Here is a 17,137-nt window from a genome sequence, read left to right as displayed (position 1 = left end):
GAACGTCCCGTACTATCTCCAGCGAACGGCTACACCTGGACAGCGGATTGCGCCATCGGTTGAGAAGGGTCACGCTCCCGCCGTGAGTAACCGGGACTGGAGACGCGGGGAGGATGCGCCGCGCGAGCGACGGCCGGTAGCCCCCTGGCACGATCCCGCCGACCCCGCACCGGCCGGTCCCTACGAGCGCGCACCCGCTCGGCACCGCACGCCGAGCCGGCGGCGGGCCGCCGAACGCGGCCAGGGGGAGCCGGTCGACAGCTACCTGCCCCGCTGGGCGCTGGAGTCGGGAATCCGCAGCGCGGACGGCGGCGGACGACACGCCGCGCCCGACGACGAGGTCCGGGTCGAGGCCGACCAACCGTCTTCCGGTGCCGCCTGGCGGACCACCGAGACCACGAGCAGTTGGCGCCGGGTCAGCGAGACGAGCTGGAGAACGGCTGCGGCGTCCGGCGCGGCGGCGGAGTCGGAGCACACCGGGGAGTGGACGTTCGACCACCTGCGGGAGCGGGGCTACTCCGGGCGCCGGCGGGCCGAGGACGATCCCGTCTCGGGAGCGGCACCGCCGAGCCGGCCGAGGCGCTCACCGTCGCACCCCCCGCAGGTCGTCTGGTCCGGGCTGGAGGAGGCGGAGGCGGCCGGGCCCGTACCGGACCGGGAGACCCGCCGGGGTCGGTGGGCGGCGGAGGACCGGCCCGCCGTCGATCCCTGGGACCGGGGAGCGCTTTCCGACGCGTCCGAGAACCCGCCCTCCCGCACTCCGACCGTGGACGCGTGGGACGCCTCGGGTGCACACGCGTGGGACGCCTCGGGTGTGCACACGTGGGACGCCTCGGGTGTGCACGCGTGGCGTTCGGCCGGGGAGGTCGACCGCTGGGAGCACGCGGGCCCCGACCGCTGGGACCGGTCCGACGACACCGGGCGGTGGGACCGCACCGACGACACCGGGCGGTGGGAGCGGCATGCCGACGGCGGGGGGTGGGACCGGACCGCGCCCGGTTCCGGCACCACGGCGGAGGGCTGGCCCTGGCCGGGGCGCGAGGACCGCGAGGAGGGCTTCTGGTCCGGCACGCACCTGGCGGGCGACGATCCCCGGTGGGCGGGTCCGTCGGCGGCGGCAACCCGGTCACCGGTCGCGCCCTACACCGCGCCGCGCCGGCGGGTGGCGGCACCGACGGCGGGGGCGGCGCAGCCGGTCGGTGCCGCTGGGGCAGCCGTACGCCGATCGTCCGGGACCGCCCGGCCGGGGGTCCGGAGCCGCCGCATCGAGGACGACCTGCTCGATCCCGATCCGGGTGGGCCGTGGCGGTCGCTGCTCTACACGGTCGCCTGCTATCTGGTGCCGGCGGTGCTGATCTTCGGCTGGTTGTTGACGCTGGACGGCCAGGTGCCGGCGGGGTGCGTCACGGACATCAGCGGAGGAGGTTGCGACTCACCGAGGTCGCGGGCGCTCGGCTCGGTGGCGTCGGGCCTGCCGCGCTTCGGGTTGGCGCTGGCCAGCAGCCTGGTCGTGGCGCTGCTGCTGCGCCGGGTCGGTACGACGTGGCGTCCGGCCAGCGTCGCGCTGGCGGCGGCAGTGGTCGGCGGCGGCCTGTCCACGGTGATGATCAGCGCGGTCACCGGGCAGCCGATCGGCTGAGCGGTCGGGGTTGGCGCCCCGGGCCGGTGACGGTCAAGGCCCGCCGGGAAGCGGCACGAGCGGCCGTACGACGGACAGGGCCCGCACCGGTCGGTGCGGGCCCTGTGTCGTGGTGCGGGGTGAGGTGTCAGCCCTGGACGACGTTGAGGTCGAACTTGGCGGTCACCTCGGGGTGCAGCTTGATCTGCACCGGGTAGGAGCCGGTCGACTTGATCGGACCGGACAGCTCCAGCCGACGACGGTCGAGGACCGGGCCACCGGCGGCCTTGACGGCGTCGACGATCTCGGCCGGGGTGACCGAGCCGAAGAGCCGACCGCCGTCGCCGGCGCGGGCCTTCAGGTTGACCTTGAGGCCCTCGAGCTGGCCCTTGACCTCGTTGGCGTGGCCGAGGTCGCGGATCTCCCGGGCCGAACGGGCCCGCTTGATGACCGTGACCTGCTTCTCCGCACCCTTGGTCCAGGCGATCGCGAAGCCCTGCGGCAGCAGGTAGTTACGGCCGTAGCCGTTCTTGACCTCGACGATGTCGCCCGGGGCACCGAGGCCGGACACCTCCTGAGTCAGGATGATCTTCATATCGGTGCCTCCTCTCAGCGGGCCGTGGCCGTGTACGGCAGGAGCGCCATCTCACGGGCGTTCTTGACCGCACGGGCGATCTGCCGCTGCTGCTGCGAGGTCACGCCGGTCACCCGCCGAGCGCGGATCTTGCCGCGGTCGGAGATGAACTTGCGCAGCAGCGCGGTGTCCTTGTAATCGATGTAGGTGATCCCGTCCTTGTCGAGCGGGTTCACCTTCTTCTTCGGTTTGCGAAGTGCAGCGGCCTTGGCCATTGCTCGTGCTCCTGGTTTGCGATCGCGGGCGCTCGGCGCCATTAGAACGGGGGCTCCTCGTCGAAGTTGCCGCCACCCGAACCACCGCGCGAGGGTGCCGGTGCAGCCGAGGCCCAGGGGTCGTCGAAGTTGCCTCCGCCGCCGCCCTGGCCACCTCCACCACCGCCGCCGAAGCCGCCGCCACCGCCGCCGGAGCGGGACATCTTCTGCACCTTCGCCGTGGCGTAGCGCAGCGACGGGCCGATCTCGTCGACCTCGAGCTCGATGACGGTGCGCTTCTCGCCCTCGCGCGTCTCGTACGACCGCTGACGCAGCCGGCCCGAGACGATCACGCGGGCGCCCCGCTGGAGCGACTCGGCGACGTGCTCCGCCGCCTGCCGCCACACGGTGCACGCCAGGAAGAGCGGCTCGCCGTCCTTCCACTCGCCGGAGGCCTTGTCCATGAACCGGGGCGTCGAAGCGACCCGGAACTTGGCGACCGCCGCACCAGAGGGGGTGAACCGCAACTCGGGGTCATCGGTCAGGTTGCCGATGACCGTGATGGTGGTGTCTCCTGCCATGACCATCTCCTCGCGCACTCATCTGTTCTGCCGTACAGGCTCTCAGAGCCCTCCGACAGTGCCGATGAGGCTGATCCGGGTGAACCGGGTTGAATGCTTTTAGCGCATCTCCGGCCGGATGACCTTGGTGCGCAGCACGGACTCGTTGAGCCGCAGCTGACGGTCCAGCTCGGCCACCGCCGCGGGCGTCGCCTGCAGGTCGACGACGGCGTAGATGCCTTCGGCCTTCTTGTTGATCTCGTACGCGAGGCGCCGGCGGCCCCACACGTCGGTCTTCTCCACCGAGCCACCCGCGGTCCGGATCACGTTCAGGTACGTGTCGAGCGACGGGGCGACGGTGCGCTCCTCGAGACTGGGGTCGAGGATCACCATTACTTCGTAATGACGCAAGACGTGCTCACCTCCTGTGGGCTAGGCGGCCACGGTCCTTCCGTGGCAGGAGGTCTGCGTCGTGGCCCACGCCGGTTCCGGGGGGACCCGGCCGGACGCGGACAACCGGACCAGGATACCCGGTCCCGACGATCATGCCCGGGGTGGTCGGCGGGAGCCGTCCGCCGGGCGAAGCGACGGGGGCCCGCCTCGACGTCGCTGTCGATGCGAGCCCCCGTACACGAGGCCGCGGGGCGTCCCGTCCGCATTCCTTGGGTGGGACCTGGGGAGGAACGACCACACCGATGAGGTTGGACCGGGGACGCCCCGCGGAGCTTTATCGTGTTGTTACCTGACGTTACAACGGCTCTTGCCCCTTGTCGGGGGTTATGGCGGAATTCTCCGACAAATTTCCCGATGAGTCCGCTTCCGTCAGGGCGGGCCCCCGCCGCGCCGGGCCGCGCGGGCGGGGGTGCCCCTGCCTTACGGGTACGTCCGGTCGGCCGACCGGCGGCCGTTCCTGGCCGGCTGCGGCAACCGTGGATCCCACTCGCATCAACGACCGCCCATGCCGGGAGGTGACGCGCGGGGCCGGCGAGTCCGCCACCGCCGTCATCCCGGCTGTCGGAGACGCGACGTAGGCTCCCCTGCATGCGTATCGGAGCCCACGTCGATTCGACCGACCCGATGGCGGAGGCGACCGCCCGAGGGGCCGAGGCCGTGCAGTTCTTCCTCTCCGACCCGCAGGGGTGGAAGGCACCGAAGCCGCGGGAGGACGCGGACCGGCTGCGGGCCGCGGACGTCGACCTCTACGTGCACGCGCCGTACGTCATCAACGTCGCCACCCTCAACAACCGGATCCGGATCCCCAGCCGCAAGTTGCTGCTCGGGCACGCCAAGGCGGCCGCCGCCATCGGCGCGAAGGGCCTGATCGTGCACGGCGGGCACGTCAACGCCGGCGACGACCTGGCCGTCGGCTTCGACAACTGGCGCAAGACCTTCGCGTACGCGGCGGACTCCGGCGGCTTCGACGTGCCGGTCCTGATCGAGAACACCGCCGGCGGCGACAACGCCTGCGCCCGGCGACTCGATGCGCTCGCCCGTCTCTGGGACGCAGTGGGCGACCACGAGGTGGGCTTCTGCCTGGACACCTGCCACGCCCACGCCGGCGGCGAGGAGCTGCTCGGGCTGGTCGACCGGGTCAAGGCGATCACCGGGCGGATCGACCTGATCCACGCCAACAACTCCAAGGGCGCGTTCAACTCCGGGCAGGACCGGCACGACAACCTCGACGGCGGCACGATCGACCCGGAGCTGGTGGTGGCGGTGATCCGCGCGGCCGGCGCACCCGTCATCGTCGAAACCCCCGGCGGGGTCGACGGTCAGGGTGCCGACATCGCCTTCCTGCGTGACCGGCTGGGCGCGGGGAGCCCTGCGGCATGACGACCGAGCAGTCCGCCGCCGGCAGCCCCCGTCCCGACGCCGCCGCCGGGAACGCCGACGCCGCCGGGAAGACGGACGCCGCCGCCACGACCGGCAAGGCGGAGGCCGAGGCCTCCGGCACCGCCGGGAAGGCGGACGCCGCCGGGAAGGCAGACGCCGCCGGGAAGGCGGACACCGCCACCACCGGCAAGACGAAGGCCGAGGCCTCCGGCACCGCCGGGAAGGCGGACGCCGCCGGGAAGGCAGACGCCGCCGAGGCTGGCGCGACCGGCGGGACGGACGCCAAGGCGGACGCGGCCGGCAAGACGGACGCGGCCGGCAAGACGGACGCGGCCGGCAAGACGGACGCTGCCATGGCAGGCACGACCGGCAAGAAAGAGGCCGAGGCCCGCGGCTCGGACAAGACGGATGCGACCGGCAAGGCAGGCGCAGCCGGTACGGCCGGTGCCGAGGGCGCGGGTGGGGACGGCGGCAAGGCTGCCACCGGTAAGGCCGGGGACGGGAGCGGAAAGGCCGAGGACGGGAAGCCCGACCGTTGGGAGGCCTTCGCGTCCGCCCCCGAACCGGTGCCGTCCCGGCTCGGGCGCGCCGCCCGGGCGGTCGGCCGCCTGCTGGTGCACGAGTGGACGCTCGCGGCGCTCGCCTCGCTGGCGTTGGCCGTGCTGCTGACCTGGCCGACGCTGCGCTACCCGCGCCACACCCTGCCGCAGGACTACTGGGACCCCAGCCTCCAGGCGTGGCAGATGGCCTGGTCGGGGCACATCCTGCTGACCAACCCGGCGCAGCTGTGGCAGTCGAACACCTTCTTCCCGGAGCCGTGGAGCTTCGCCTTCTCCGACACCCTGCTCGGGTACGCCCCGGCGGGCATGATCGGCACCGGCCCCGAGGCCGCCGTGCTCCGCTACAACATCATGTTCGTGCTGGCCCACGCGCTCGCCACGCTCGGGGCGTACGCGCTGGCCCGGCAGCTCGGCGCGGGCCGGATCGGCTCCGCGGTGGCCGGGGTGAGCTTCACGTACGCGCCCTGGCTGCTGGCCCAGGCCGGGCACCTGCACGTGATCTCGAACGGCGGCATCCCACTGGCGCTGGCCATGCTCGCCCGGGGACACGGCTGGTCGCTGCGGCACGGGTACCGTCCGGAACGCCGGCACGACGGCTGGGTCTACACCGGCTGGATGGTCGCGGCCTGGCAACTCAGTCTCGGCTTCGGCATCGGGTTGCCGTTCGCGTACTTCCTCGCCGGGACCGTGCTTGTCGCGGCCGTCACCTGGTTCCTGCGACGCTGGGTCGTCCGGCCGGTCAAGCGCCCGTTCGGCCGTCGGCTGCTGATCGCGGACCTGGTCGGCGGTCTGCTCTTCGCCGGCGTCGGCGCGCTGCTGGCCTACCCGTTCTTCACGGTGGCCGAGGCGCACCCGAACGCGAAGCGCTCCATCGGCGACATCGCCATCTTCTCCCCGCCGGCGAGCGGTTTCTTCACCGCGCCCGCCGAGTCGCGGGTGTGGGGCGGGCTGCACGAGGGGGCGAGGGCGTTGCTGCCCTGGCATCCGGAGATGACCCTGCTGCCCGGCTTCGTGCTCTACGCGCTCGCCGCCGGCGGTCTCTTCTTCTCGGTCTGGAAGCTGCGCCACCGGCTGCTGCTGCTCGCCGGGGTGGTGGTGACGATGGTGCTCGCCATGGGCACCCGGTTCTTCGACGGCACCTTCACCTACGTGCCGCTGTTCGAGTACCTGCCCGGTTGGAACGGCCTGCGTACGCCGGGCCGGCTGATGCTCTGGACGACGCTGCTGCTCGGGCTTCTCGCGGCGGGCGCGGTCAGCGCGTTCGCCACCCGGGTCCGGGAGATCTCCGCCGAGCGGATCCCCTCCTGGCCGAGCCCGTGGCTGCGGCTGGCCACGCTGCTGCCGCTGGTGCTGGTGATCGGCGAGGGGTTGAACTCCACGCCGCACCCGGTCGTGCCACCCCAGCCGGCCGCGATGCGGACCGTGGACGGGCCGCTGCTGGTGCTGCCCAGCAACCAGAGCCTCGACCAGCCGGTGATGCTCTGGTCCACGACCAGATTCCAGGACGTGGTGAACGGAGGGAGCGGCTTCACGCCGCGGCAGCTCGACGACGTACGCCGGGTCACGCTCTCCTTCCCCGACCAGGTCAGCGTCGACTACCTGCGCGTCCTCGGCGTCCGCAACGTCCTGCTGATGCGCGACCACATCGCCGGCACGCCGTGGGAGGTCACCGTGGACGCGCCGGTCGACGGGCTCGGCATCACCCGCGAGGAGATCGGCGACGTGGTCGTCTACCGCCTCTGACCGGTGTTCTCCCGGCCGTCGGGGTCGTCGCCTACGGCCGGGGGTCCGGTCAGACGGCGGCGGGCGTCGGCTCCGCCGGCACCTCGGGGCGGCGTCGCCAGCGGTCGAGCCAGGGCGCGTCCGGGGCCCCGTCGAGCAGCCCGCCATCCGGGTCGTCGGCGTAGGTCCGCCGCACCGGATCGAGTTCCGGCCGCAGAATCTCCCGGACGACCAGCACGCAGAGCACCACCACGGTGGCCAGCCGCAGGGTCGACGCCAGCACGAAGACGCCCTCCGGAAAGACCGGCTTGCTGGTCGCCGCGCCGAGCAGCTCACCGTAGAAGGCCACGAAGTAGCAGACCTCGGCCACCTGCCAGGCCAGGAAGGCGCCCCACTTCGGGCGGGCGAGCACCACCAGCGGCAGCAGCCAGAGCACGAACTGCTGCGACCACACCTTGCTGAAGATCAGGAAGGCGGCGACCACCAGGAACGCGAGCTGGGCGAGCCGGGGCCGGCGCGGGGCCAGCAGCCCCAGCGCGGCCACGCCGAGGCAGGCCAGCCCGAAGAGGGCGTACGACAGGGTGTTCAGCGTCGGGATGTTGACGTTCAGCCACTCGAACGGACCGAGGTCGGCGGGGTTGGTGCTGCCGACCTTGCCGTCCAGGTAGCGGCCGATGTACCAGAGGGTGCCCCAGTCGATGGGGCGGGTCGAGTTCAGCTCGAAGAAGCGGTCCCAGTTCTCCCGGTAGGGAATGGCGACCGGAAGGTTCACGAGGACCAGGGAGACCAGGGCGGCGCCGAAGGCGGTGAGGGCGGCCCGGAGGCGCCCGGCGCGCAGCGCCAGCACCAGGATCGGGCCGAGGATGAACAGCGGCCACATCTTGGCCGCCCCGGCGAGACCGAGCAGGACGCCGGCCGCCAGTGGTCGGCTGCGCGCCCAGGCGAAGAGGCCGAACGCGGCCAGACCGATGGCGAGCAGGTCCCAGTTGACCGTGGCGGTGAGCATCAGCGCGGGGGCGAGCGCGAAGAGCGCGGCGTCCCAGGGTCGGCGGCGGCGTAGGGCGAGGAGCACCGCCACCGTGGCGACCGCCAGCGCGCCGAGCACCAGGGCGTTCAGGTTGTAGAACCACATGCCCTGGTTGAGCCCCGGGTCGTTCTGGCCGAGGGCGTGCACGGGCAGGCCGAGGGCACCCATGAAGTACCCGGTGAGCACCGGATACTCGACGGGGTGGTCCTGGTAGGGCACCGCGCCCTCGTTGAGCCGCTCGGCGTAGTAGAGCGCCAGCACGTCGGTGTAGCAGAACCGGGTGTACTGCACGTTGTTCTGCCAGGCGCCGTCCTGGCAGGGCGACTTCTGCACCCAGTGCAGCGCCAGGGTCAGGCAGACCAGGGCCAGGACGATGCGGGTCGCGGTCCAGAACCGGCTCTCCCGCCCGGCGGGCCGGTCCAGGGCGACGGCGTGATCGCCCAGCGGGCCGCCGATGGCGCCGGAGAGGCCCCGGACGAAGCCGTCGGAGCGGGACGGATGGTCAGGGGCACCGGCGTCGTCGATGCCTGGCGTCGACTGCGTGCTCATGAAGGTGCATCCTGCCGTACATCGGGCCTCCGCGTCCCCTCCCTCTCACGACACGTCGATATGCGAAACGCCGCCGGCGGCCGGAGAGGTTGCTCCGGCCGCCGGCGGCGTTCGTCGATCAGTCGTTGTCCGGTCGGGGTGTCAGGCTCGGTAGCAGCCCGCCCCCGCCGCCGTCCCGGCCAGGGCGCGGATCGGTCGGAGTGGTGGGCGCCGTGGGACCACCCGGAGGGTTGCCGCCGCCGTTGTTTCCGCCGCCGTTGTTCCCGCCACCCGGCGGGCAGAACAGGCCGAGGGGATCGCAGTTCGGCGGGCCCGACGGAGGCGGCGGGGGCGGGGGCGCCTCGCCGTTGCCGGTGTTCGGGTCGCCGACGTTCGCCGCGGGCGGGAAGTCCTTCTTCTCCCAGTCCTTGACCTTGTGTGCCTCGTCCATGAACCGTTCCCAGATGGTGCCCGGCAGGTTGCCGCCACTGATCTTGGTGCCGTTCTTCAGCTTGAGCGGCTTGCGGTCCTTGACGTTGCCGACCCAGACAGCGGTCGCGATCTGCGGGGTGTAACCGATCATCCAGGCGTCGCCGTTGTCGTCGCTGTTCGACTTGAGTTCCCAGGTGCCCGTCTTGGAGGCGGCCTTCCGGCCGTCGTCGAGCTTGTGGTTGACCCGTGCCGGGTACTGCTCCAGCACCGAGGTCACGTCCGCCACGACGTTCTTGTCGATGCGCTGCTCACCCTTGAGCGAACCCTCGTCGGCGATCTTCTTCCACTTGCCGGTCAACTCGTCCCGCTTCTCCACGGAGTAGAGGAAGTGGGCCTTGTGGTAGCGGCCCTGGTTGGCGAAGGTGGCGACGCCGTTGGCGTGGTCCAGGACGGTGATCGGATACTGACCGTAGCCGACGACGTGGAAGAACGGGCTCGGCGCGATGTCCTTCGGGTCGGTCTTGGTGAGGTCGTAGCCCTTCGGCGGGTTGGTGTCCGAACGCCACATCATGCTGACCCCGGCCTTGGCCGCCATGTCGACGACCTTGTCCGGGCCGATCGTCTCGGTGACGTGGTAGAACGGCACGTTCAGCGACTTCAGGGTGGAGACCGTCAGGGTGCAGGAGTCGCCGCACTCCGGGTTGTCGACGCCGGCGTTGCTGACCTTGAACTTGGTGCCCTTCGGCGTGAACGCCCTGCCCTTCCAGCGCGACTCGAGGGCCTTGCCCTCCTTGAGCGCCGCCGCCAGGGTGTAGATCTTGAAACTCGAGCCCGGCGGGTGACCGCCGTAGGGGTTGCCGGAGGCGTCGGTGTTCTTGCCGGCGTAGTCGGTGCCGGTGCCGTTGTCGCCGCCGTAGTAGGCGAGCACGCGACCGTTCTTCGGCTCGATGGCGACCACCGCTGCCATCAGGTTCGGCGGCTGGTCGGAAAGCTCCGACCCCTTCCTGCTGCGCTGGGCGGTCTCGACCGCCGCCTTCTGGATCTTCGTGTCGATCGTGGTACGGATCTTGTAGCCACCCGACATCAGCGCCTGGGAACAGAGCGGCTTGGCGTCGGTGACCTGATCCTCCTTGTCGACGCAGATGCCCTTGTCCCGCATTTCCTGCTTGACGTAGTTGATCACGTTGCCGTACGGGGTGTTGACGCCGTAGTCGATGCCGGCGCCGCCCTGGCTCGGCTTTCTCAGCGTCTTGGTCGGGTACTCGGCCAGAGTGGGAGCCTGCGGCTTGCCCGGGGCGTTCAGCCAGCCCTCGGCGACCATGCCGCTGATGACGTACTCCCAACGGGACTTGGCGTCGGTGGGGTTGACCGCCGGATCGTAGCCCTTGTGGCCCGCGTTGGCCTCCGGCTGCTTGATCAGCGCCGCGAGGACCGCGCCCTCGGCCACGCTCAGCTTGTTCGCCGGCCTGCCGAAGTACGTCTGTGCCGCCGCCTCGATGCCGTGCGCGCCCCGCCCGAAGTAGATGATGTTCAGGTAGTGCTGCATGATCTGCGGCTTGGTGTACTCGTCGTTCAGCTTGGAGGCGAGGATCGCCTCCTTGACCTTCCGGGCGTACGTGTCGTCCTTGAGGTTGTCGAACGCGTTGCGGGCGTACTGCTGAGTGATCGTCGAGGCGCCCTGCTTGCTGCCACCGGAGACGTTGTTCCACGCGGCCCGGACGATGCCCTTGTAGTCCACACCGGAGTGCTCGTAGAAGTTGCGGTCCTCGGCCGCCGCGACCGCGTCCTGCACGTGCGTCGGAATCTGGTCGATGGTGACCAGGGTCCGGTTCTGCGTGCCGACCTTGGCGATGATCGTCTTGTTGTCCGAAGCGTAGAGGGTGGTCGCCTGCGGCGGCGTGGTGTCCTCCGGAAGCACCACGTTGGTCGAGTAGTAGGTGAAGCCGACCACGCCGAGCCCGGCGAGCATGATGAAGACGGCAAAGCTGGCGATCAGCAGGTTCACCCGCTTGCGCTTCTTCGCCCGCGCCGCGCCGGCCGGGTCGCCCGCTCCCCGCGCGCGTCGGCCGGGGCCGGTCGGCCCGCCGGGCCCACCCGGTCCACCGGAGGCCGGCGAGACGCTCGCCCGCGCCGTGGCCCGGCCGCTGACGCCACCGACCGCCGCCGACCCGACACTGGCCCGTCCGGCCGAGGCGGCACCCACGGCAGCCGTACCGACCGTGGCCCGACCGGCCGACCCGCTGGCGGCCGGGGAGACCGGCACCGACGCGCGACCCGCGCCGGCCGCCCGGCCGGCGGCCGGCGCCGGCGAGACGGGCACGGAGGCCCGACCCGGCCCCGCCCGCCCCACGGAGGCGGAACCCACCGAGGCCGAACCGGCGGCGGAACCGCCTCGCGGCGGGACGGCCGCCGACGCCGAACCGGAGGCCGGAGCGCCGCGCTGCGGCACGGACGCCGAGCCGCCGACCGAGGCCCGCCCGGCACCGGCGGCCCGAGGCGCTACCGAAGCGCGGCCCGCGGGTGCCGTACCCTCCTGTGCAGCCGACCAGCCGCCCCCGCGGGCGTCACCGCCGGGGTCGCCGTGCTGGCCCGGAATCTGGGCCCGCCCGCGCGGGGAACTGGAATCGCCGTACGAGTTCATTCCTCACACCCTGCCGTCGCGGTGGGACGCGGCTGCGCCGCCACCGGTTTGCCGTGAGATGGGACACCCGTCGAGGGCGGCACGTACGTGCCGGTCGACCGGTGCCACTTGCGAATCAATCGGGCCAATCAGACCAACGAGCCGTCGGTCTCCCCGGGCGTGCGTGCGGCCGGGGTCGGCCGATCGAGCGAAGATCACCGTTGCGCCTCTCGCCTCCGTCGACCACCCGCACCGTTGCCCGTGGCGGCCGCGCCGCCCACCGCGTCCTGATCCGGCCCGCCCTCCGGGCTGCCGGTCAGCCCGTCCCGGCCGAGCAGGTACTGCTCGACGAGATGGTTCCAGTCACAGCCGAGACACACCTCCACCACGAAGACCTGGAACTCACGCACCGTCATCGCCAGCATCGGCAACTCGGCCAGTGTCCGGGCCTGTCCGGCGGACTGCTTGAGTTCGTCGCCGTAAATGTAGTGGACGTGGGTCAGGTTCTCGCTCCGGCAGATCGGACACCGCTCGTCGGTCGGCTCACCGTGGAAGCGGGCAGCGTTCTTCAGGTAGGGCGAGGCGTCGCAGACGTCGTACGTGCCGACCCTGCCCGCGAGGAGTTCACGCAGCACCGCTCGCTTCCGGAGCGAGTAGTCGACCATCTGGCGCTGCGTACGCATGCGGAGAAGGGTACGCGGTCTCGCCGGACGGGGCGACCACGGTGACGATGCGTGACCACGGAACCGCGGAAACGAGGGTTTGCCCTGATCACGGTGATCCGCTAGCGTGCGATGTATCGGTCCGATACATCGCGGCGGTTACCGCTCCGCCTAGAGGGTACAGAGAGGATGGCCCGTGCTCGAGCTCGCCATCCTCGGCCTCCTGCAGGAGTCTCCGATGCACGGCTATGAGCTGCGCAAGGAGCTGACCGCCAAGCTCGGTGCGATCAGGGCGGCGATCAGCTACGGCTCGCTCTACCCGACCCTGCGCCGCCTCCAGGCGGCGGGGTGGATCACCGAGGCCGCCGACGCACCCGCCACCGCCGAGGAGGTTCCCGCGCTGACCAGCCGGCGAGGCCGGGTGGTCTACGAAATCACCGCGGAGGGCAAGGAACGCTTCGCCCAGTTGATCGCACAGACCGGGCCGGAGACGTACGACGACACGGGCTTCGGCGTGCACTTCGCGTTCTTCGCCCGGACCGACCAGGCGACCCGACTCCGCATCCTCGAGGGTCGCCGGCGGAAGATCGAGGAACGCCGCGAGGGGCTTCGTGACGTGCTCGGCCGCGCGGCCGAACGCCTCGACGCCTACACGCTGGAACTGCAGCGCCACGGCCTGGACGCCTGTGAGCGCGAGGTCCGCTGGCTGGAGGAGCTCATCGCCAACGAGCGCTCCGGCCGTGCCCCGACCATCCCGTCAACCGGGACGGCCGGCGGCCGACGAGAAGACAACAGCCCGCCTCCGCCTGGAGAGTCCAGGAATGAGCGGCCGTGATGAAGAAGAAGGAGGCAGACGCTATGGGCTCCGTCCGCGTCGCCATCGTCGGTGTGGGTAACTGCGCCTCGTCCCTCGTGCAGGGCGTGGAGTACTACCGGAACGCCGACCCGAACGACCGCGTCCCGGGTCTCATGCACGTCACCTTCGGCGACTACCACGTCTCGGACGTGCAGTTCGTCGCGGCGTTCGACGTGGACGCCAAGAAGGTGGGCATGGACCTCGCCGAGGCGATCGTCGCCAGCGAGAACAACACCATCAAGCTCTGCGACGTGCCGCCGACCGGCGTCACCGTGCAGCGCGGTCCGACCTTCGACGGTCTGGGCCAGTACTACCGCGAGATCGTCGAGGAGTCCGACGCCACGCCGGTCGACGTCGCCCAGGCGCTGCGCGACGCGCAGGTCGATGTCGTGGTCTCGTACCTGCCGGTCGGCTCCGAGCAGGCCGACAAGTTCTACGCCCAGGCCGCGATCGACGCCGGCTGCGCGTTCGTCAACGCGCTTCCGGTCTTCATCGCCTCCGACCCGGAGTGGGCCAAGAAGTTCGAGGACGCGGGCCTGCCGATCGTCGGCGACGACATCAAGAGCCAGGTCGGTGCCACCATCGTGCACCGCGCGCTGGCGAAGCTGTTCGAGGACCGGGGCGTCGAGCTGCTGCGCACGTACCAGCTCAACTTCGGCGGCAACATGGACTTCATGAACATGCTGGAGCGCAACCGCCTGGTCTCGAAGAAGATCTCGAAGACCCAGTCGGTCACCTCCCAGATCCCGCACGAGATGAGCAAGAGCGACGTGCACATCGGTCCGTCGGACCACGTGCCGTGGCTGGACGACCGCAAGTGGGCGTACATCCGCCTGGAGGGGCGCTCCTTCGGCGACACCCCGCTCAACGCCGAGCTCAAGCTCGAGGTGTGGGACTCGCCGAACTCGGCCGGCGTCATCATCGACGCCGTCCGCGCCGCGAAGATCGCGCTGGACCGGAAGATCGGCGGCCCGATCCTGTCGGCCTCGTCGTACTTCATGAAGTCCCCGCCGGTGCAGTACGCCGACCACGACGCGCACGCCGCCGTCGAGGCGTTCATCGCCGGTGACGTCGAGCGCTGACGCGCCGACAGCAGCACCGTCGAGGGCCGGGTCCACGGGGACCCGGCCCTCGCCGCGTCCGGCCCTCCCGCAGCCGTACGCGCAGGGGGCCGTCTCGCGCCGCGTCAGGACCAGGCGCGCCGCAGGGCCACTCCCGCCTCCAGCTCCAGCAGCGTCACCTTGCGGTCCAGGCCACCGCCGAAGCCGACCAGCTTGCCGCCCGCGCCGACGATCCGGTGGCACGGCACGAGCACGGGGATCGGGTTGCGGTTGCAGGCCACCCCGACCGCGCGCGCGGCGCCCTGGTCGCCCAGCCGCCGGGCCACCTCGCCGTAGGTGAGTGTCTCCCCGTACGGGATGAGGGTCATCTCGCGCCAGACGCCCCGCTCGAATTCGGAGCCGCCCGGCGCCGCCAGCGGCACGGTGAAGGCGGTCAGCTCGCCCGCGAAGTACGCCCGCAGCTCCGCCAGCGCCTGCCGGGCCGCCTCGTCGTACGGCTCCTCGGCCGCCCCGGGGGCCCGACCGAAGTGGGCCCGGCACACGTGGGTCCCGTCGGTGGCGACGGAGAACTCGCCGATCGGGGAGTCGAGCACGGTCCAGCGCATCCCGCCATTGTCCCCCGCGCCCCGACACGGTCTCCCGCCCGAGCCGCCGACGCCCCGGCCGACGTTTGCGGGCCACCGATACCGTGCAGGTCGTGGCCACGGGGACGCTGATCTTCCTCATCATCGGCGGCGCGGGCGTCGCGGTCCTGGCGCTCGCCCTGCTCGGCGGCGAGCTGCTCCACTTCGGCAACCCGGACTTCGACGGTCCGGTGTCGGTGGAGGCGGTCGCCGGGTTCACCGGAGCGCTCGGCTTCGGCGCCGCGATCGTCAACGAGCTGGTCGGTGGGCGTACGCCCGGGATGATCGCCGTGGCCCTGGCCGGCGGCGTCGTCGCGGCCGTGCCCACCGCCTGGGCCGCGGCCCGGCTGAGCCGGGCGGCCCGCGACATGCGCACCGATCCCACCCCCACCCGCCACCACCTGGTCGGCGCGCTCGGCCTGGTGGTCACCCCCGTGCCCGCCGACGGCTACGGCGAGGTCCGGGTCCGGGTGGCCGGCCAGCCGGTCAAGCTCAACGCCCGCGCCGACCGACCGATCCCGGTCGGCGCCCAAATCTTCGTGGTCGAGGCGCTGAGCGAGACCAGCGTGCACGTCGAGACCTACTGAACCCCCTCATAGAAAACAGGACGGTCACATGCCCCTTCTCATCGCCATCGGCGGCGCGGTCCTCCTCGTCCTCGTGCTCGTGCTCTTCGTGCTCTCCCGCATCAAGGTGGCCGGGCCGAACGAGGCGTTCATCGTCACCGGCCGCAAGGGCCGCACCACCCAGACCGCCGACGGCGGCCGGTCGACCGACAACTCCGGGCAGAAGGTCGTGCTCGGCGCGTCCGTCTTCGTCCTGCCCGTGGTGCAGAAGCTCCAGTCGCTCGACCTGTCCAGCCGGCGGATCGACGTCGGTATCAAGGGCGCCGTCAGCAAGCAGGGCATCCGCGCCGACCTGCACGGCGTCGCGATCGTCAAGGTCGGCGGCACCGAGGACGCCATCCGCGCCGCCGCGCAGCGCTTCCTGCACCAGCAGGACGAGATCGAGGACTTCACCCGGGAGGTGCTGGCCGGCGCGCTGCGTTCGATCGTCGGCCGGCTCACCGTGGAGGAGGTCATCCGGGACCGGGCGGCGTTCGCCAGCGCGGTCGCCGAGGAGGCCGAGCACTCGATGACCAACCAGGGCCTGGTGCTGGACACCTTCCAGCTCCAGGACATCCTGGCCGAGGGCTCCTACCTCCAGGACCTGGGCCGGCCGGAGGCCGCCCGGGTACTCAAGGACGCCGCCATCGCCGAGGCGCGGGCCCGGCAGCAGGCCGAGCAGGAGCGGCTGCTCGCCGAGGAGGCCATCGCCGAGGCCAACCGGAACCTGTCGCTGAAGCAGGCCGCCATCCAGGCGGAGATCGACGCGGCCAAGGCGAAGTCCGCCGCCGCCGGTCCGCTGGCCCAGGCCGAGCGGGACCAGGCGATCCTCTCCGAGCAGCAGAAGGTCGCCGAGCGCAACGCCGAGCTCAAGCAGCGCCAGCTCGACACCGAGGTGCGCAAGCCGGCCGACGCCGCCCGCTACAAGGTGGAGCAGGAGGCCGAGGCGTCCCGCAACGCGGCTGTGCTGAACGCCGACGCGCAGCGCCAGGCTGTCATCGCCGCCGCCCAGGCCGCCGCCGAGCAGGCCCGGCTCACCGGTGAGGGTGAGCGGGCCCGCCGGGCCGCGCTGGCCGAGGCCAACGCGATCGAGGGCGCCAAGGAGGGTGAGGCCGAGCAGCGCCGCCGCTCCGCCATCGCCGAAGCGGTCGAGCGGGAGGGTGCGGCCGAGGCCGCCGCAATCCTGGCCAAGGGCCAGGCCGAGGCCGACGCGATGGCCCGCAAGGCCGAGGCCTTCGCGGCGTACGGCGAGGCCGCCGTGCTGGACCTGCTGGTCAAGGTGCTGCCGCAGGTGGTCGAGGCGGCCAGCGCCCCGATCGGCGCGATCGACAAGATGACCGTCATCTCCACCGACGGCGCCTCGTCCCTGACGAAGTCGGTGGCGGGCAACGTCGCCCAGGGGCTCCAGCTCGGCAGCGACCTGACCGGCATCGACCTGGCCGGCCTGCTGGGGAAGCTCGGCTCGGCGGCGGCGACCACCGGCAACGGCAAGCCGCCGGTCGACGGCACGACCGTCGAGACCCGCTGACGCCACCAGCGCAGCGGTCGGGCCGCTGAGCGCGACAGGGCGCCGTCCCCGGCAGGGGGCGGCGCCCTTCCCGT

The 17,137-nt window shown here is 71.8% G+C and carries 15 protein-coding genes; 7 read left to right on the top strand and 8 right to left on the bottom strand.

Going from position 1 to position 17,137, the window contains the following annotated elements; translation table 11 throughout:
• The first annotated feature begins 82 nt into the window (after positions 1-82).
• Positions 83-1,639 carry a hypothetical protein gene (locus AC5L34_RS06800; RefSeq protein ID WP_441173928.1) on the top strand — a complete coding sequence of 519 codons (1,557 nt, stop codon included), beginning with the start codon at positions 83-85 and terminating at the stop codon, positions 1,637-1,639.
• A 127-nt stretch (positions 1,640-1,766) separates the two neighbouring features.
• Here AC5L34_RS06800 and rplI read toward each other — a convergent pair whose 3' ends face one another.
• The 4 genes from rplI to rpsF form a co-directional block, all read right to left on the bottom strand.
• On the bottom strand, positions 1,767-2,213 hold the full coding sequence (gene rplI, locus AC5L34_RS06795; protein ID WP_101413423.1) for a 50S ribosomal protein L9: 447 nt from the start codon (positions 2,211-2,213) through the stop codon (positions 1,767-1,769).
• Between the two features lie 14 nt (positions 2,214-2,227).
• Positions 2,228-2,467, bottom strand: a complete 240-nt coding sequence (rpsR, locus tag AC5L34_RS06790; RefSeq protein ID WP_007073789.1) for a 30S ribosomal protein S18 — start codon at positions 2,465-2,467, stop codon at positions 2,228-2,230.
• A gap of 41 nt (positions 2,468-2,508) precedes the next feature.
• The gene (locus tag AC5L34_RS06785) at positions 2,509-3,045 is read right to left on the bottom strand and encodes a single-stranded DNA-binding protein (RefSeq protein ID WP_172896610.1); all 537 of its coding nucleotides are present in this window, start codon (positions 3,043-3,045) and stop codon (positions 2,509-2,511) included.
• An 81-nt stretch (positions 3,046-3,126) separates the two neighbouring features.
• The gene (gene rpsF / locus AC5L34_RS06780) at positions 3,127-3,417 is read right to left on the bottom strand and encodes a 30S ribosomal protein S6 (RefSeq protein WP_074315517.1); all 291 of its coding nucleotides are present in this window, start codon (positions 3,415-3,417) and stop codon (positions 3,127-3,129) included.
• Between the two features lie 630 nt (positions 3,418-4,047).
• Between rpsF and AC5L34_RS06775 the strand changes: the two genes are divergently transcribed.
• Complete coding sequence (locus AC5L34_RS06775; RefSeq protein ID WP_441173927.1) at positions 4,048-4,839, top strand: deoxyribonuclease IV; 792 nt, start codon at positions 4,048-4,050, stop codon at positions 4,837-4,839.
• Positions 4,840-5,192: 353 nt separating this feature from the next.
• A complete protein-coding gene (locus AC5L34_RS06770; protein ID WP_441174090.1) occupies positions 5,193-7,142 on the top strand; it encodes a putative glycosyltransferase family protein in 1,950 nt (649 codons plus the stop codon).
• 49 nt (positions 7,143-7,191) lie between these two features.
• On the opposite strand, the gene AC5L34_RS06765 is transcribed toward AC5L34_RS06770, so the two are convergent.
• The 3 genes from AC5L34_RS06765 to AC5L34_RS06755 all read right to left on the bottom strand — a co-directional run bounded on the left by AC5L34_RS06765 (position 7,192) and on the right by AC5L34_RS06755 (position 12,411).
• Positions 7,192-8,697, bottom strand: a complete 1,506-nt coding sequence (locus AC5L34_RS06765) for a glycosyltransferase family 87 protein (protein WP_441173926.1) — start codon at positions 8,695-8,697, stop codon at positions 7,192-7,194.
• Positions 8,698-8,815: 118 nt separating this feature from the next.
• On the bottom strand, positions 8,816-11,749 hold the full coding sequence (locus AC5L34_RS06760; protein WP_494824097.1) for a transglycosylase domain-containing protein: 2,934 nt from the start codon (positions 11,747-11,749) through the stop codon (positions 8,816-8,818).
• Positions 11,750-11,943: 194 nt separating this feature from the next.
• Positions 11,944-12,411, bottom strand: coding sequence for a DUF5318 domain-containing protein (locus AC5L34_RS06755; RefSeq protein ID WP_441173924.1), 468 nt, complete (start codon positions 12,409-12,411; stop codon positions 11,944-11,946).
• 175 nt (positions 12,412-12,586) lie between these two features.
• Here AC5L34_RS06755 and AC5L34_RS06750 point away from each other — a divergent pair, with 175 nt between their 5' ends.
• Complete coding sequence (locus AC5L34_RS06750; RefSeq protein WP_101413433.1) at positions 12,587-13,225, top strand: PadR family transcriptional regulator; 639 nt, start codon at positions 12,587-12,589, stop codon at positions 13,223-13,225.
• A gap of 23 nt (positions 13,226-13,248) precedes the next feature.
• Positions 13,249-14,328: an inositol-3-phosphate synthase gene (locus tag AC5L34_RS06745; protein ID WP_334561472.1), complete on the top strand. Its 1,080-nt coding sequence runs from the start codon at positions 13,249-13,251 to the stop codon at positions 14,326-14,328.
• A 104-nt stretch (positions 14,329-14,432) separates the two neighbouring features.
• On the opposite strand, the gene AC5L34_RS06740 is transcribed toward AC5L34_RS06745, so the two are convergent.
• On the bottom strand, positions 14,433-14,912 hold the full coding sequence (locus AC5L34_RS06740; protein WP_441173923.1) for a methylated-DNA--[protein]-cysteine S-methyltransferase: 480 nt from the start codon (positions 14,910-14,912) through the stop codon (positions 14,433-14,435).
• 83 nt (positions 14,913-14,995) lie between these two features.
• Between AC5L34_RS06740 and AC5L34_RS06735 the strand changes: the two genes are divergently transcribed.
• The gene (locus AC5L34_RS06735; RefSeq protein ID WP_357659798.1) at positions 14,996-15,517 is read left to right on the top strand and encodes an NfeD C-terminal domain-containing protein; all 522 of its coding nucleotides are present in this window, start codon (positions 14,996-14,998) and stop codon (positions 15,515-15,517) included.
• Positions 15,518-15,545: 28 nt separating this feature from the next.
• A complete protein-coding gene (locus AC5L34_RS06730; protein WP_441173921.1) occupies positions 15,546-17,063 on the top strand; it encodes a flotillin family protein in 1,518 nt (505 codons plus the stop codon).
• Positions 17,064-17,137 lie beyond the last annotated feature (74 nt).

The organism is Micromonospora sp. ZG13, assembly GCF_059359355.1.
The sequence above is the reverse complement of the archived record's forward strand: the minus strand, read 5'-3'. Positions and strand labels throughout refer to the sequence as shown.

Excerpts from the sequence above, each read along its gene's own strand:
- AC5L34_RS06730 (WP_441173921.1), top strand. The coding sequence starts at position 15,546 with ATGCCCCTTCTCATCGCCATCGGCGGCGCGGTCCTCCTCGTCCTCGTG.
- AC5L34_RS06765 (WP_441173926.1), bottom strand. The coding sequence starts at position 8,697 with ATGAGCACGCAGTCGACGCCAGGCATCGACGACGCCGGTGCCCCTGAC.
- AC5L34_RS06755 (WP_441173924.1), bottom strand. The coding sequence starts at position 12,411 with ATGCGTACGCAGCGCCAGATGGTCGACTACTCGCTCCGGAAGCGAGCG.
- AC5L34_RS06740 (WP_441173923.1), bottom strand. The coding sequence starts at position 14,912 with ATGCGCTGGACCGTGCTCGACTCCCCGATCGGCGAGTTCTCCGTCGCC.
- AC5L34_RS06770 (WP_441174090.1), top strand. The coding sequence starts at position 5,193 with ATGGCAGGCACGACCGGCAAGAAAGAGGCCGAGGCCCGCGGCTCGGAC.
- rplI (WP_101413423.1), bottom strand. The coding sequence starts at position 2,213 with ATGAAGATCATCCTGACTCAGGAGGTGTCCGGCCTCGGTGCCCCGGGC.
- AC5L34_RS06775 (WP_441173927.1), top strand. The coding sequence starts at position 4,048 with ATGCGTATCGGAGCCCACGTCGATTCGACCGACCCGATGGCGGAGGCG.
- AC5L34_RS06760 (WP_494824097.1), bottom strand. The coding sequence starts at position 11,749 with ATGAACTCGTACGGCGATTCCAGTTCCCCGCGCGGGCGGGCCCAGATT.
- rpsR (WP_007073789.1), bottom strand. The coding sequence starts at position 2,467 with ATGGCCAAGGCCGCTGCACTTCGCAAACCGAAGAAGAAGGTGAACCCG.
- AC5L34_RS06745 (WP_334561472.1), top strand. The coding sequence starts at position 13,249 with ATGGGCTCCGTCCGCGTCGCCATCGTCGGTGTGGGTAACTGCGCCTCG.